Raw genomic sequence first — 16,424 nt, forward strand, 5'->3', positions numbered from 1 at the left:
AAAACTTTCCTAGAGGCTAAAATTAGACTTTAAACATGAAATAGGTCTTGTCCTTAACTTTCTACTTTTACTCTTGGCATTGTAAGTTTTTGATGTTCTTCTAAAGACACTACAATATTGTCATTTAATAATTGATCAACGACACCGCCATTTAAATTTAAAGATGCTATTAAAGTATCGGAATCTCCAACAGCTTCTATCACAAAAGGAGCGGGATGCTGTGTACCATCAATAGTTATTACAGGACCATTACATCGGATATAGGAATTGGCCATGACACGTTGCCCATTAATAGCAATTGCCTGAGCACCCGATATCTTCAGTTCATTCAACAATTTAAAAACATGACTTTCATGAACAATATAGTCATTCGGATTCAAAGATTTTGGATCATAGTCACCATCCTGGAGAGTGATCCTTATTCCTTTTCCCTCACTCTTCAATTCACCAAGTAGAAGCCGTAAATCCTCTGCTTGTTCCACAAGTTCTTTATAATCCTTCTCATTAGAAGCAAATGATTTTTCATACTTTCGAATTTGTTCCTGTAGACTATTTAGCTCATCCGATAGCTCTTTATTACGTTCTTGTTGAGTGATCAATTCCTCACGATAAGAATCTTCTTGCTCAAATAGCTCTGAATTAATCGTGCCTGCTTCCCGGTTATCTTTTGCCTGATTATATGAATAGCCGATAATAAATCCTGTTGTCACACAAACAATCAGTAATTCAAATTGTTTTCTTGAAAAAAAACTTCCTTTGCTATTCATCTTTTTGTTGTTCATCGTCTGTCACTTCCTGGTCAACCATTTCCCCATCTGCATTAGCTTCCATATCGATGCTTATTTTGTTGTACTCCTCGTTAAAAGGGCGATAATAGGAACCGACCTCTAAATCAATCACGCCTTTTTCTAAATTTGCAATTTGTGCAACAATGGAGGGGTAATAATTTAACTTCTCCGCAAGCGTCTGAATAACAGCTCGTACCTCATATCCATCATTCATATAAAGCTTTACCGCGTTCGGATTTGTATCATTACTATTCGTGTTAACCTGAGAAATTAAAGCTAATACTTCTGGTTTTAATTGTGCTAACTGTTCAACAAGTTTTTTGATTGTTTTTTCGCCAGTAATACCAATAAAAACAGGTGCATCAATTGGCGTATCATTTCCTTTTTGTTCAAAACGTTCACCATTTTCAAGCAGTGGATAATAGGTGCCGTCCCCAGCCAAATACGCAACTTTTTTCCACTCTTTCACATCAATCGTTACGCCTCGAAGCCAGTTACGTTTAACATGTGCTTCTTTTACCCATTTATCCTTCAACAGAAGCTTCTCCACATCTTCTATTTTGAAACCCCACATTGATTTACCTAGCGCCAGGGTACTTGTCTCCACATAATGTTCATTATTTGCCAGCTTAGCACCATTGACTGTTATTTTATTGATGTTACTGTATGGAGATTGAAAATAAAGGAGTACTGCTAACACAATAAAGAAAAGTAATATTAGCACGATGAATTTACGATTTGTACGCTTTTTTCGTCGCTTTTTTAGCGTAGGTATACGATCTTCTATATCAATTACTTTCTCCAAAAAGTACTCCTCCTTTATATTTATTTCGCTAATTGATAAATAATACCTATTATTAACCACATTGTGACTAAAGATGTTCCTCCGTAGCTGATAAAAGGCAATGTAACACCCGTTACGGGTACTAAACCTATTACAACAGCTATATTAAGAAACGCTTGCACCATCAGCATTGTGACTAACCCTATAATCGCATAATAGGATGTTCGGCTTTTAGCCTGTACAGCAAATCTATAGCCTGCATAAATTGTCAGTACAAAAAGTGCTAAAATAACGAGACCACCAATCAAGCCGATCTCCTCCAAAATAATAGCGTAAATAAAGTCATTTTGTGGCTCAGGCAAATATAGAAACTTTTGCCGACTTTGTCCAAAACCATGACCAAAAATTCCAGCAGGACCTATCGCCATAAGTGATTGCACTGCTTGGAATCCACTTACTAAGGGATCAGCCCATGGATCGAGGAATGCTTCTATTCGCTTTAGTCGATATGGTGCAGTCGCAATTAGTCCTACTAGTCCAGCTATACCAGCTAACATAATCATGGCATATAGCTTTAACGGGTAGCCAGCGACAAAAAACAATAAAAATACAGCAACAACAAGAATAAATACTGAACCAAAGTCAGGCTGCAACATAATCAAAACAACAGGGATTAGGAGGATTAAAGCATGGCGCCAATTAACAACTGGCGTTCCTGTTTTATGCTGCGCTAAAATATGACTCAGGTAAACAATGACTGTTATTTTCGTTATCTCCGCTGGCTGGATTGTCAATGGACCAATCCCAATCCAGCTTTGCGAGCCATTTCGCACTAGCCCAATACCAGGTATTAACACTAGAACAAGTAAGACTAACGAAAATATATAGGCCATTTTCCAAAAGGACTGCTCTCTCAAAATATTTAATCGAATTGTGATTAAAAATACAATTATGGCTACCACAAAGTATACGCTTTGCTTCATATAAAACGGCATTTTTCCACTATAATGAATGGCACTCCAATAAGTCCCCGCAGAATAGACGAAAATAATGCCGATTACTGATAGCATCAAAGTTGTGACGAGCAATAAGTAGCTTTCTTTCCCTCTCAGTAATGCCATCCTTCCAAGTCAAGTATATTCTAAAATAGTTACAGGCTCATTACAGCTTCATTACAGCATCAATAAAAACATCTCCGCGTATTTCAAAGCTGTCATATTGATCCCAACTTGCACAAGCTGGTGATAGTAAAATAATATCTCCCTCTGCTGACATCGGTGCTGCATAGTGTACAGCGTCTTCCACATTTTGAGCGATTACTGTTTGTTGGACACCACATGATTTTGCAAATTCAACAAAACGTAATCCAGTTTCTCCAAATGCGACGACGCCTTTAACATGATTCATACTAGGTCGAAGCTCCTCAAAAGAATGTCCACGATCTAAACCACCTGCTAACAAAATAACGGGCGCCTGGAATGCATCTAAAGCACTTTTTGTTGCTAAACAGTTCGTTGCTTTGGAGTCATTATAAATCTTTCGACCATTCCATTCGCGTACGAATTGAGTACGGTGTCTCACCCCACCAAAAGTCGCTAAAACCTCTTCCATTTTCCCTTTGTCACAGCCAACTAAAATACAGGCCGCCACTGCTGCTAGGATGTTTTCTAAATTATGCTTACCAGGCAGTGCTATATTTGCTCGGTCCATATACGGATCCCCTTGCCAATAGATCGTTGTATCATCTGCACTGATTCCGTTGACAGTACGCCCATTTGAACTGAACGGAATTTTTTGCGCATTGGATTTTGCCGCATAGCCAACTACAATTGGTTGGTCCGCATTATAAATAAAATAATCACTTTCATCTTGATTACGTGTCACACCAAACTTCGCTTCAGCGTAATTATCAAATGTTCCATGGTAGTCAAGATGGGCATCATAAAGATTTGTAAGTATAGAAATTTTAGGCTTAAATGTTTTAGTCCCCATCAATTGGAAAGATGACAACTCCGTTACAATAACGTTATCTTTACTAGCTTCTTTAGCAACGCCACAAGCAACTGTACCAATATTTCCTGCAATTAATGGATTTTTACTTCCGTTGTTTAACATATCAAATATTAAAGTGGTCGTTGTTGTTTTTCCATTCGAGCCTGTAATACCAATAAATGGCGCGTCACTTATTAAATACGCAAGTTCAATCTCTGTCCATACAGGAATACCGCGCTGTATAGCATCCGCTACAATGCGATTGCTATAAGGTATACCTGGGTTTTTAACGACTAATTCAAAACCTTCATCCAGTAAGTCCTCAGGATGACGACCACAAATCACGGTAATCCCCTTTTGTAATAAACCCTGTGCATCTGGGCTTTCATCAAATGGTTTGGAATCATTGACTGTTACAAAGGCGCCGAGCTCATGTAAAATTTCAGCAGCGGCCACACCGCTTTTCGCTAGGCCTAACACAAGTACTTTTTTATGTTGTAAATCTGTATAGTTTTTCATTAAAACGCCTCCGATAAAACTGCAATCAATGCTACTGCTAGGGCAGTTGACCAGAAGACAAGCACTACCTTCCACTCTGACCAACCTGATAATTCAAAATGGTGATGGATTGGACTCATCTTAAAAATACGCTTTTTACGTAGCTTAAAGCTTCCTACCTGTAAAATAACGGATAATGTTTCGATGACAAATACCAAGCCAACTAGTAAAAGTAAAAATTCTTCTTTTACTAATACCGATACCATAGCTAATGCCCCACCTAATGCTAATGAACCCGTATCACCCATAAATACTTTTGCTGGATTCGCATTAAATAATAGAAACCCTAATAATGCTCCTGTAACAGCAAATGCAAATAAAGCGATATCTGCTTGGCTTTGGAAGAGTGCGATAACGCCAAAAGCCGCAAAAGCAATCGATGCAGTTCCTGCCACTAGTCCATCCAAACCATCTGTTAAATTCACCGCATTGGAGAACCCTACTAACCAAAAGATTAAAAAGGCAACATAGAATACACCAAGATCAACTGTCCAATCTGTAAATGGAATAGCGAGCGTTGTATCAAAAGATCCAACATACAGTAGAAAATATGCAAGGATGGCGATAACAATTTGACCAATTAATTTTTGAAGAGAGGTTAACCCTAAATTCCTTTTAAATACAACCTTCAAACCATCATCCAATAAACCTATTAAGCCAAATCCTGCTAATACTAATAAAAGTACTATGGTCTGTGTCGTTAATAAATCTAAAAAGCTTCCTACACCAACAGTTGTTAGGACGATAGAAATTAAGAAAATTATACCGCCCATTGTTGGTGTACCAGCTTTTTTCATATGTGATTTCGGTCCCTCTTCACGAATACTTTGCCCAAACTTTAGGCGTCGAAGAAGTGGAATACTAATTGGTGCCAGGATAACTGTTACTATAAAAGCAAGAGCTAAAATGGTAAGTGTTGTTGCGAGTTTCATTGAAAAATCTCCTTTAAATCTTGTTTCACTTTCTTCGTTAGGAAAAAAGCATAAACTTTCATTTATTTATTACTACCCTTCATAATAATAGTGGTTCTTTCCCATTTTTTAAAGGTAAAGTTATTTCAGTTCTCCAAATATAAATGAATGGTACCATCTTGTTTGATAACACTATCCACTTCAGGTAATTGGTTACCAATTTTAGTCCCTTCTCCATGCCATTCTATACGAAATGGATAAAACTGCTTGGCAATATCATCCTTTGTCTGACCAATAAAATTTGGTACCTTCACAGTAATTGGATCACCATATCGATAATCCTTTTCAAGCTGTTCCTTTGATTTTTCAATACCTACAAACGGTGCAACATCCTCTATTATTTGCCCAACAATAGGTGCTGCTACAACACCGCCAAACTGCGTCGTCTTTTTAGGGTTGTCGACTGCTACATAGACGACAATTTGCGGATTGTCAGCTGGCGCAAAGCCAATAAATGATACGATATATTCCCCACTCTTGTAACGGCCGTTTTCAACCTTTTGCGCTGTTCCTGTTTTACCGCCAATTCGTAAACCATCTCTAAAGGCTTGTCGACCTGAACCATTTGCTACAACTGACTCCAATGCGCCCCGAACCTTTGCAGAAGTCTCCTCACGAATCACCTGATTTTTGACAACAGGTTCAGTCTCCTGTATGACATCCCCTGTATTTGGATTAAATACTTTTTTCACAACATAAGGCGTATATAGCTTGCCTCCATTTATAGCTGCTGCTACCGCTTGAACTTGCTGAATTGGAGTTACCGCTACCCCTTGCCCAAATGAGGTTGTAGCCTGTTCAACGGGTCCGAAGGCTTTCTTAGAAAATAAAATTCCTGAGGCTTCACCAGCAATATTGGAACCAGTCTTTTGACCAAAGCCAAAATCTTTAATATATTGCAATAGTCGCTCGTTTCCTAACCGCTGCCCTAATTCAACAAAGCCAGGGTTACAGGAATTCTCCACAACTTCTAAGAAGGTTTCATGTCCATGCCCTTCACGCTTCCAACAACGTAGTCTTGCCCCAGCAACCATTGTATACCCTGGATCATAAAATGTATCATGCTCTAAATCCACTAAATTTTCTTCCAATGCAGCGCTCAGGGTAATAATTTTGAAAGTAGAACCTGGCTCATATGTCATCCATACAGGTAAATTTCGATTATAAATCGTTGGTTCGACTAATTGATATTCAGCCGGATTAAAAGTTGGATAAGAGGCTAATGCTAAAATTTCACCATTATTTGGATTCATAGCAATGGCCAATGCTTGGTCCGCTTCATAGCGCTTCATAGCCTGTGACAATTCACGCTCAACGACCTGCTGGACATCGACATCAATCGTTAGCTCAATAGTTGCTCCATCCTCACCAGCTTTCCAAGCACTCGCGACATTTGGTAGATTATTGCCTTTTGCATCTGTAAAGAGGCGAATTGCAGAAGAATTAGCCTGTAAAAACTTATCATATTCGTATTCAATACCAGCTAAACCTTGTGCATCATAGCCTGTAAATCCTAAAAATCGAGATAAAAGTGTCCCATATGGATAATCTCTAGAGTAGTCGACACCACTATATAGTCCTTCAATTTGTAAGCCTTGTAATTCAACTGCTTTTTCATAGGGGATATTTTTTCCCTCAGGCGCTAGCTTTACTAAATAGGCTTTTTTCTTCATCTTCTCTAACAGTTTCTCTTTATCCACTTCCAAAACTTGCGCAATTTTTTCAGCGGCCCCTTCAATATCTTTACTTTGAGAGGGCATAAAATATAAAGTTGGTGCAAGCTTATTAGTTACAATACTCTCCCCATCTCGATCAGTAATATGCCCTCGTTCATTAGCAAACGGTATTTCTCGGTCCCAGTTCTCTTCTGCCTTCGATGTCAGTTCTTTTTGATCTAACACTTGCAAAAAGAACAGCCTAATCACTATCGCCACTGCTGCACACATAAACAACACATATAAAATACGTAAACGCTTTTTAGAATGGATAGAAATCCACTTCATTCGACATCACACCTTGTTTTTTACAACGTATGAAATAAAGTGGACTTCTATTCAGTATTATTCATCCTCTACTTGTTCAATTTCACCCTCAGAGGCAGCTTCTACATCTTGCACAAAACTTTCAGCAGGTGTTTTGAGCTTAACAACAATCGGCGAACTATCCGTTATAACAGTCCCTGGAGATACACTTTGACTCGCTACAAAGCCCTCACCGAAAATCTCCATCTCTACCCCTGTCATGGATTTGAATACAAGTAAATTTCTTAATGACCAATTCGTAAAGTCTGGCAATATGATATCGCCATCTGTCTTTAAAAATACATAACTACCTTTTACTAGTTGTTTTGTATCTTTAGGATATTGATCTATGATTTTACCCCCGCTACCAACAATAACAGGCTGCAATCCATTGTTTCCTAGCTCTACTTCAATCGCTTCAGCACTTTGACCTGTATAATCCTTCATATCTACCTTATCCACATGCTGTACATCATCCGGATTAATATTAAGGTGCTTTAAGCTATTTAACATCACAGGATTAAACACTTTAGATACTGGCACTGATCCAAGCTCATTATTTAACTTAGGTTTTTTCACTGAGACATACATAATGAGCTGAGGATCATCAACGGGAGCCATTCCTAAAAATGAATATAGGAATTGGTTAGCGCCCCAAGCATACGTACCATCTGCTCTCGGAATTTGCGCTGTCCCTGTCTTCCCCGCAACCTCGTAATCCTCCAATATAAAATCCTTTGCCGTACCATATTTTGAAGTTAAAGTAGAAGCAAGGATTTCTCGTACTTGTTTCGCTGTATCTGCTTTGATTGGCTGTCCTTTTTCAACAGGTTCATGGTTTTGAATAACCTTCCCTGTTGATGAATCAACAATGCGGTCAATTACATAGGGCTGCATCATCTTGCCATCATTCGCAATAGCAGTCATGGCTTGAATCATTTGGATAGGTGTTACGGTTGACCCTTGCCCATATGTTGTTGTTACTCGTTGGATTGGGTATTGAGATAATATTGTTCCTGCCGCTTCATTCGGTAAATCAATTCCGGTTTTGTGGCCGAAACCAAAGCGGTCTAAATATTCCACAAAGACATCATCGCCAATCAATTTTAATAAGTGGGCCATGGCCGTATTCGAAGAGCGTTGGAAACCCTCTAAATAGCTAATTTGTCCCCATCCAACCTGATTATGGTCTCGAATTGTTCGGTCATGTACTGTATAAGAGCCAGATTGAAAATTTGCATTCGGAGCCCACGTATTTGTATCAATCGCTGAAGCGAGCGTGAATGTTTTCATCGTTGAACCAGGCTCAATTGTCTCCTCAATTACCTCGTTCAGCCATTTCATATTTTGGCTTTCGCGTGTTTCAGGATTGAACGTAGGTCGTTGGGACATCGCTAATATTTTCCCTGTTTTGGGGTCTGCTACAACCGCAGTCATAGATTCAGGATTGTATTCCTTTTCAACCTTTGACATTGCTTCCTCTAAAAAGCTTTGGATGGTTTTATCGAGGGTTAAATAAATGTCATCCCCATTTTTAGCAGGCGTCACCATCTTCTCGCTGTTGGGTAATAAATAGCTGAAAGCATCTGTTTCATATTTGATTTTCCCGTCGACGCCTGTCAGTTCTTTATCATACGTATATTCTAGGCCCATTTCGCCTTTTGTTGTAACAGTCCCGTCCTCGTTATCCTTCTTCAGTGCATAGCCAATTAAATGGGAGGCAAAGACACCATTTGGATAATATCGTTTTAAGTCGCTAACAAATAGAATCCCTGGTAATTTTTCTTCCTTTATTTTACTCATAACCTCGTGACTAATACCGCGTCCTGAACTACCAAACTCTACTTGATATAATGGTTTCCCATCGCTTCTATAGCGATTATTTAGCTTTTTAAGAATTTCGTCTTCTTTTCCTTGCATGGCTGGAATATACTTCGCTAAAACTTGAGCCGTTTTTTCAGCATCTACAACATGCCTCGGTTTCTTTGAATCCGTTGTAGCTGCTTCACTTACGACAGCTACTAGGCGATAGCTTAACGTATCCTCTGCAATCACTTGACCGTTTTGGTCATAAATCTTTCCTCGGTTTGCTGTGATAACACTTTCCTTACCATACTTAGCAGCTGCTCTTGCTGCAAGCTCCTGTCCTTCTACTTGCCCTGTCGCCTGAATGTTCACCATTCTTGTGAATAATAGAAAAAAGAGCCCTCCATAAAAAATCAATAATAGAAAGGCTCCCCATTGGAATCGAAATCTCTTTTTTTTCATTCTCCCGGCACTACCTTTACATTTTTCTCATTTTGAGTTAAACCGAGTTCTTTCGCTTTTTTCCATATGTTTTCGTATGTAGAAAGTTCACTTACACGAACCGTTAAGTCAACATTCTGTTTTGCAATCTCATCTGCTTCTGATTCGATGTTTTGAATGTCCATGTTTGTAGTTTGAATAGCTGCTTGTTTATTTAATACCAGGATACCTAATACAGCAATAATGCTAACTAAAACAATTAACATTGTCTTCTCAAACTTCTGGTTCGTTTTTTTACGACGTATGATAGTGGGTTGTGGACTAGGTGGTGTTATCGGTTGTTGCACTTGTTGATGTTGGTGCTGTTGCCTTACACGTACGGCTGCCATTTACTCACGCCCTTTGTCGTTAATTTTCTCCACCACTCTAAGCTTTGCTGAACGCGCCCGATTATTCACTTCTAATTCTTCATCTGAAGGAACAATTGGCTTTCGTGTAATAAGCTTTAAAGTTGGCTTCATGTCATCGGGAATTACAGGTAAATTTGGTGGTAATTCCGGTAATGATGACGCTTCCTTAAAGATTGTCTTGCATAGGCGGTCCTCCAATGAATGGAACGTAATGACACTAATGCGTCCACCTACGTTAATCATATCAATCGCATCGACTAATGAATCCTCTGCCGCGCCTAACTCGTCATTGACAGCAATTCTTATTGCTTGGAAAATGCGCTTTGCTGGATGCCCACCTTTTCGGCGTGCCGCTGCTGGAATACCCTCTTTAATAAGTTCTACAAGTTGTCCAGTTGTTTCAATCGGTGCTGATTTGCGCGCCTCTTCAATTTTACGAGCAACTTGCTTTGAAAACTTTTCTTCCCCATAACGGAAAAAAATACGTACTAAATCCTCATAAGCCCATTGATTGACAACTTCAAAAGCTGTAAGTGTTGCCGTTTGATCCATGCGCATATCTAGTGGTGCATCATGGTGATAGCTAAAGCCTCGCTCTGGTGTATCTAGCTGAGGTGAAGATACGCCTAAGTCATATAAAATGCCATCTACTTGTTCAAAACCATGAGCCAATAATTCTTCTTTTAAATACCGGAAATTCGAGTGGATAAACGTGACACGCTCAATATAGGGCGCTAATCGAATTTTCGCATTTTCAATAGCCGTCATATCTTGATCAAAACAAATTAATCGGCCTTTATCTGATAATTGCTGTACTAAATATTCACTATGGCCTGCACCACCTAACGTACAGTCCACATATACACCATCAGGATCGATGTTCAACCCATCAACAGTTTCTTTTAATAACACGGTTGTATGATCGAACATACCACTCGCTCCTTTCAGGCCTTAACCTCATGTCAACTTTGCATTGACATGCCTATCAAAAGTTAAAAATCAAAGCCAATCATATTTTCTGCAATTTCATTAAAAGATTGTTCAGACTCGCTGAAGTAAGCTTCCCATGCATCCTTAGCCCAAATCTCAATTCGATTTGAAACCCCCAACACTACACATTCCTTAACCAGATGTGCATGTTGCATAAGAGTAGCTGGAATATTGATTCGCCCCTGCTTGTCTATTTCTACCTCTGTTGCTCCAGAAAAGAAAAACCTTGCAAATGCACGTGTATCCTTTTTGGTCATCGGTAAATCTTTTAACTTTTCTTCGAGTTTTCGCCATTCATTCATAGGATAGCCAAATAGACAGTTATCGAGACCTCTTGTGACAACAAACGCTTCGCCTAAAGCTTCACGAAATTTTGCCGGCACGATTAATCGCCCTTTTGCATCAACGGAGTGTTGATATTCTCCCATGAACATACTACTCACCCCACTTTATTAAATAATGTACCACATCCCCCCACTTTCCTCCACTTTTTTTAAAAAAAACTTGACATTTTATCTCTTAATATGCAATTAGACCTTGATAGGAATTTTTGATATATGCTAAATGACATAAAGAAAGAGCTATCCTTAGTAGGATAGCTCTCTATATACGATTTTTATAGACATTATTCATCAAATCCCTATTGTATCAAAAAACTACCTAGGTATAAAGAACTTGATACTTAGGTTTTATAAATAAAGTAAATAGTGGTGTTTGCCAATACTATAGTTTTGCTTTAACATTTCAGCAATCAACATAGGTCCAAACTCATTAAAATATTGATACGGATTATACGTTCTTTCCTGGAAGCCCTCATTTGGATACAACTCATTTTGTAGCGTCGTAAATTTGCGTATAGTAGTCTCATGCTTATCGAGTACAGTTTGTTCAATTTTTTGCTGAAGGTAATCAAATTGTTTTGCATGATTTTCTTGATTCTTCACAAGGATTTTATCTAAAGTTAAATGTTGTTCCTCTAAATACGATGCAAGCTCACTGTACTTTTCTGCTAATAACTGCTCCATAGCCTGAATTTTGCGTTTAGCTTCAATATCTTGCACATCATGAATAAAACGCTCTTTCATTTCTAAGGCTTTGCCATTCCAAACATCTGTAACAGACAATTGATGTTCACGTAATAATTGTTCTACATGACGCGTCACAATCGTCATATGAAGGCGTGGAGCAAAAATAGGCATTTGTAGGTCTAGCACAGAAAATGCACTCTTTAATGTTGCCCAATAAGCTAATTCACCTGGACCACCGACGAATGCTAGTACAGGGAACGTCATTTCCTGCATTAATGGGCGAGACACTACATTATTACTCAAACGCTCTGGATATTTTTCAGCAATCTCTAATAGCTCTTCTCGAGTAAATTTAAGGTTTGCTGCTAAATTAATAAATAGATCATTTTTTCTTTCTAAAAGATGACGTTCTCCATCCTCTACATAGAATAAATTAGCTGCTTCTCGTGTGGCCAAAATAGGTTTTCCGTAGCCCGTTCGCTCTAGTTGCTCTTCCTTTTCTGTTACGACTCTAGCAATTTCTTCACTATGCTGAATGATATGCGTAAAATTGGTACTTTCATATTGACGGAAATTATAATCCGCTGCATCAATTAACAGTAACCCTTCATCTTTAAATAATTGGTTCATTAACCGCGCAAAGAAATCAGTAAATGTCTCACTTTCGTTCAGCACATCTACTAATTGTTTAATAAGCGCCTCTGTATACTCTGTTTCCCCAATATCCCTAACAACGGTATGGATGAATTGTGTCATTGACTCTTTATTGAGCATTGTTGCAGAAGCCATTGTTTTACGTCTAGAGCGCTCACTGTATGCACGTTTTTTTAATAGCTCACCATGCACCGTATAGGTATGATTAATTTCTTCCAAATCATGATCTTCTCCAGCTATCCAAAAAACAGGTACCACAGATCTTTGAAGCTTCACACTTTGCTCTTTTGCTAACACAATCACTGAAATCGCTTTATGAACGGAGTAAAGAGGGCCAGTTAAGATACCTGCTTGTTGGCCACCAATTATGACCATAGCTCCCTGTTCTAATTGTTGTAAATGCTCATTCGCTTTTTGTGATAGCCCTAGCGGCTCCATAAATTGACGGATGATGGCTGTCAGCTCTTTTTGATCTCTGGCATGTTGTGCTAAATGCTTCGCTCTTTTCTCAAAAGCCTGATCATTAAATTCGTATTCAAAAAACTGATGAATGGCAGTATTTGGCGACCAGTAATCGGCTAGCACATTATTTTTTATAGGTACTTGGATAGACTCCAGTTTCATTTAACATAAGCTCCTCTACTCACTCAATCATTAATTTACTTATAACGAGAAATTGATTCCTCACATATTATGCACATGATGCAGTAAATGTTTTAGCCCATATTGCATTTCTCCCACCATAAATATAGCACTGTGCAATATTACTGAACTATTCTTCTAGCTCTGGGCTTTATGGCCTTTAATCAGTTTCCCATCCATAAAGAATGATTTTTTATATCTACTTTATAATGCTATTATTTTAACCCTTATAGCTCCAACTTGAAAAGAAAATGCTTAGACAACCCGAAAATAGTCTACAAGGGACTGAATGACACCAATTATACAAATAACAGCATACGCGGTGCTCAATAATAAAAATAAAAAACGCCAAATTTTCTTTAATAAAGGCTTCACTTCTATTTCTTTTTTTGTCCGCCAATCAATATATGTAAAAATCATAGCCATCATTATTGCAAGTATGACTAAAAGTCCCCCTACATTTATTTGCCATAGTACCCCAATGCCTAAGGGTACCGAAAAGAACAAACAGAAGGTTGTCACATCAGAGGCTGCACCAAATGCATGCGTGCCCCGTATTTTAACTTTCCTGCTAATTAGATAGACTATAATAAAAAGAACAATTGGACAAAAAATAACGATACTAACAATTATATGTAAAATGTCTTTCAACTTTGTTCACCGCTCTCCTCTATCGCAAGTACTTGGAGATATAAGGTACGCAAAGTAGGCAAATGATGACCATTTGTTAAGGCTTTATTCAGTATGGCACCAACAATTGTTTCAATCTCACTTCTTCTTCCCTGCATACGATCTGCAAGCATAGAAGAGGTATTTTCGGCTGTTTGCCTACATAAGTCTACCACGTCTCCAAAAGATATAGTGCGCTCAATGCCTTCGAACGCCATTGTTAACTCCTCATATAAATTTTTCATAAGTACATACGCGTGTGTATTAGTCACTAGTTCCCCGTTCTTTATTTGTAATACATAAGTTAATGGATTGATTAAGCTATTGAATATAGCTTTTTCAAATAGCATCTTCTCCGCATTATCGACCAGTTCAACAGGAAACAATGGGTTTTGTAACTGTAACAACTTAAAAAAAACATGTTGTTCCCCTCGTTCAATAGCTATTTTACATGGACCAATTCCTCTATGTTGAACCGTTGTTTGATTCAGCAATTGTGCGCCAAAAGATACAGAGCAAAACGCGATATTTTTTTGAGGTAAATTTAGTGCCTCCTCAAAATGAGCTAAGCCATTTTGCAAAAAGAGCAAAGGTATTTCATTTGATAGTGACGCTAATTGGTCGTAGAGATTCTGTAAATGAACATATTTAACAGCAATGACCATTAAATCTTGAGGTGGTAAAGAAGTTAAATTTGTTGTAGAAACAATTTTTTGTACAGTTTTAGTTCCATCAACATTCAATCGCGTTAATTGATTGATAGTTAGCTCTTCTACCTGCTCCTGTTTTCTGGCAACCAATGACACTGACATTCCCGACTCTGCTAAAAAGCTTGCTGTTAATTGACCAACCGCACCAGCACCAATAACTGCTACCTTCATCATTTCATTTTACATCCTTTCCTCACTACTTTATAAAGCTATAAGAATAAGGTGCCTCAGAATAAATTCTAAGGCACCCCTAAGCAGGTTCTTCTATTATACAAGATTGGCTGATTATTGACGATATACTGAAAGGGTTTTATCTCTAGGAAAGATAAATATTGTATAATCTTCCGAAGCTACTGTAAATTTAATCTTTCATTAATGAATAACCTTGTTGCAGCCACTTCACTAATTTCTCATGTTCATTTTGCAACTCGCGATGTTTCATTTCAAGGGTTTGATAGGCATCTGTTAATTCGTCAAAACTTGTCAATGCCAATTTCAAGTGACTTCGCATAGATTGTTGTGGTTGATTTCTTACAGCTAATAATGACTGACTATATTGACCACGTAATGTTTTATTCCAACGGAAGCCACATGCCTGCTTTGTACGGCCCAATTCCACAGCCGCCATTTCAAAAGCCTCCAACTGCGTTTTGCCATTTTGCACATTATGCAAGACAATTTCTGCTAGTCTTTCATCGTCTTCCTTTGTCCATTGATCTTTTCTTTTTTTCAATTCCATAATCTATCACCCTCGCATTTTTTACTACTATATGCAGTAGCGAGCAAAATAGAATCATTGCATGAAAAAAGACAGTGATGATGTTTTACTTTCATCACTGCCTTTATACATCACTTTTTATTCTTCTTAGTTAAGAAATTATTAACAGCCAAATGATGCGCTTCGCTTTCCCACAATTTTGCACAAGTACGAACTTCCTCCATCACCCGCTCATACATATTTCGTTCGCGCCATTTACGAAGTTCGATTTCCTTATAAGCTTTATGAACAGACGGATGTATTTTTCGCATATGTTCAATAAAATCATTTAACGCCTCTTCTTTTGAGCCTTCAAAAACTCGCATTGCCCACCCTATTTCATAGAGCAAATGTGCAGGATATGGCTTTGCATCTACAAGCATTTTTAACGCACGATCATGACGTAACCCTCTTTCAAAAAGATATGTACCACCACCCCAGCCACTCGTAATGGCTAAGGTCCCTTGAATAAAACCGCACTTGGCATGTTCTGCCACTAAACGGAAATCACAAGCCGTGGCAATCTCACAACCGCCACCAACTGCAGTACCATTTATAAGCGCTATCGTCGGAACCGGGAGTGTCGCAAGGTCATATAATATGTTCCCCATTTTACTTAACATACCAAATGCCTCATCCTCCGTCTCCAGAGAATGAAACTCAGATAGATCTCCCCCAGAGCAAAATGATTTTTCTCCAGCACCCGTCACTACTAAAAAACGTACATCCTCATGTTTACGAATATACATAATGACTTCCTGAAGACCATTCATAACCTCATCATTGACAGCATTACGCTTCTCTTCTCGATTAATCGTAAAAGTCATAACACCATCACGATTGTCAATCGTATAACTCACATCACTACCCCCTTTGTCTCCATGAACAAATTGTATCATACAATTATTTCACTATTATATTAAACTTCACAAACGACGCAATATTCCGTTTTTAATCCATCAAAAAAAGGCTAGTAAAGAGCCATGGTCTCTCTACTAGCCTTTTAAGTGAGCAAACACTGTATTATTTGCTTACTACTTCTTTACCTTTGTATTGTCCGCAAGCTTTGCAAACACGGTGTGATAATTTAGCCTCACCACAGTTAGGGCAAGTTACCATACCAGGTACAGATAATTTGAAATGCGTACGACGCTTTCTTTTTGCAGTTTTAGAAGTTCTTCTAAATGGTACAGCCATTGATGG

Annotated in this window: 16 protein-coding genes; all 16 read right to left on the minus strand. The window is 38.4% G+C overall.

Going from position 1 to position 16,424, the window contains the following annotated elements; translation table 11 throughout:
• Positions 1–53: 53 nt before the first annotated feature.
• Positions 54–782, minus strand: a complete 729-nt coding sequence (locus ACOZBY_RS02750) for a DUF881 domain-containing protein (protein WP_031418920.1) — start codon at positions 780–782, stop codon at positions 54–56.
• Entirely contained in the window at positions 760–1,593 is an 834-nt protein-coding gene (locus ACOZBY_RS02755; RefSeq protein ID WP_031418919.1) for a cell division protein FtsQ/DivIB, read from the minus strand. Before ACOZBY_RS02755 ends, ACOZBY_RS02750 begins: the two co-directional genes overlap by 23 nt.
• 20 nt (positions 1,594–1,613) lie before the next feature.
• The gene (gene ftsW / locus ACOZBY_RS02760; protein WP_012293158.1) at positions 1,614–2,693 is read right to left on the minus strand and encodes a putative lipid II flippase FtsW; all 1,080 of its coding nucleotides are present in this window, start codon (positions 2,691–2,693) and stop codon (positions 1,614–1,616) included.
• A gap of 40 nt (positions 2,694–2,733) precedes the next feature.
• The gene (murD, locus tag ACOZBY_RS02765) at positions 2,734–4,083 is read right to left on the minus strand and encodes a UDP-N-acetylmuramoyl-L-alanine--D-glutamate ligase (RefSeq protein ID WP_422761440.1); all 1,350 of its coding nucleotides are present in this window, start codon (positions 4,081–4,083) and stop codon (positions 2,734–2,736) included.
• Positions 4,083–5,054 carry a phospho-N-acetylmuramoyl-pentapeptide-transferase gene (gene mraY, locus ACOZBY_RS02770; RefSeq protein WP_422761442.1) on the minus strand — a complete coding sequence of 324 codons (972 nt, stop codon included), beginning with the start codon at positions 5,052–5,054 and terminating at the stop codon, positions 4,083–4,085. Before mraY ends, murD begins: the two co-directional genes overlap by 1 nt.
• A 125-nt stretch (positions 5,055–5,179) precedes the next feature.
• Positions 5,180–7,096, minus strand: a complete 1,917-nt coding sequence (locus tag ACOZBY_RS02775) for a stage V sporulation protein D (RefSeq protein WP_422761444.1) — start codon at positions 7,094–7,096, stop codon at positions 5,180–5,182.
• Positions 7,097–7,153: 57 nt separating this feature from the next.
• On the minus strand, positions 7,154–9,382 hold the full coding sequence (locus ACOZBY_RS02780) for a penicillin-binding protein (RefSeq protein ID WP_036167365.1): 2,229 nt from the start codon (positions 9,380–9,382) through the stop codon (positions 7,154–7,156).
• The gene (gene ftsL, locus ACOZBY_RS02785; protein ID WP_012293153.1) at positions 9,379–9,750 is read right to left on the minus strand and encodes a cell division protein FtsL; all 372 of its coding nucleotides are present in this window, start codon (positions 9,748–9,750) and stop codon (positions 9,379–9,381) included. The genes ACOZBY_RS02780 and ftsL overlap by 4 nt, the downstream gene beginning before the upstream one ends.
• Positions 9,751–10,701 carry a 16S rRNA (cytosine(1402)-N(4))-methyltransferase RsmH gene (rsmH, locus tag ACOZBY_RS02790; protein WP_012293152.1) on the minus strand — a complete coding sequence of 317 codons (951 nt, stop codon included), beginning with the start codon at positions 10,699–10,701 and terminating at the stop codon, positions 9,751–9,753.
• A gap of 62 nt (positions 10,702–10,763) precedes the next feature.
• The gene (gene mraZ / locus ACOZBY_RS02795) at positions 10,764–11,195 is read right to left on the minus strand and encodes a division/cell wall cluster transcriptional repressor MraZ (RefSeq protein WP_008173894.1); all 432 of its coding nucleotides are present in this window, start codon (positions 11,193–11,195) and stop codon (positions 10,764–10,766) included.
• A 255-nt stretch (positions 11,196–11,450) separates the two neighbouring features.
• Positions 11,451–13,067, minus strand: coding sequence for a bacillithiol biosynthesis cysteine-adding enzyme BshC (gene bshC, locus ACOZBY_RS02800; RefSeq protein ID WP_036214903.1), 1,617 nt, complete (start codon positions 13,065–13,067; stop codon positions 11,451–11,453).
• Between the two features lie 273 nt (positions 13,068–13,340).
• The gene (locus ACOZBY_RS02805) at positions 13,341–13,736 is read right to left on the minus strand and encodes a DUF3397 domain-containing protein (RefSeq protein WP_031418914.1); all 396 of its coding nucleotides are present in this window, start codon (positions 13,734–13,736) and stop codon (positions 13,341–13,343) included.
• Positions 13,733–14,638 carry a ketopantoate reductase family protein gene (locus tag ACOZBY_RS02810; RefSeq protein WP_422761447.1) on the minus strand — a complete coding sequence of 302 codons (906 nt, stop codon included), beginning with the start codon at positions 14,636–14,638 and terminating at the stop codon, positions 13,733–13,735. The genes ACOZBY_RS02805 and ACOZBY_RS02810 overlap by 4 nt, the downstream gene beginning before the upstream one ends.
• 187 nt (positions 14,639–14,825) lie before the next feature.
• On the minus strand, positions 14,826–15,203 hold the full coding sequence (locus ACOZBY_RS02815) for a transcriptional regulator (RefSeq protein ID WP_012293147.1): 378 nt from the start codon (positions 15,201–15,203) through the stop codon (positions 14,826–14,828).
• 110 nt (positions 15,204–15,313) lie between these two features.
• Positions 15,314–16,081 carry an enoyl-CoA hydratase/isomerase family protein gene (locus ACOZBY_RS02820; RefSeq protein WP_031418911.1) on the minus strand — a complete coding sequence of 256 codons (768 nt, stop codon included), beginning with the start codon at positions 16,079–16,081 and terminating at the stop codon, positions 15,314–15,316.
• 163 nt (positions 16,082–16,244) lie between these two features.
• On the minus strand, positions 16,245–16,418 hold the full coding sequence (gene rpmF / locus ACOZBY_RS02825) for a 50S ribosomal protein L32 (protein ID WP_004224819.1): 174 nt from the start codon (positions 16,416–16,418) through the stop codon (positions 16,245–16,247).
• Positions 16,419–16,424: the final 6 nt, after the last annotated feature.

The sequence above is a fragment of the Lysinibacillus sp. NPDC056220 genome, from assembly GCF_049315265.1.
Lineage (GTDB): Bacteria > Bacillota > Bacilli > Bacillales_A > Planococcaceae > Lysinibacillus > Lysinibacillus pinottii.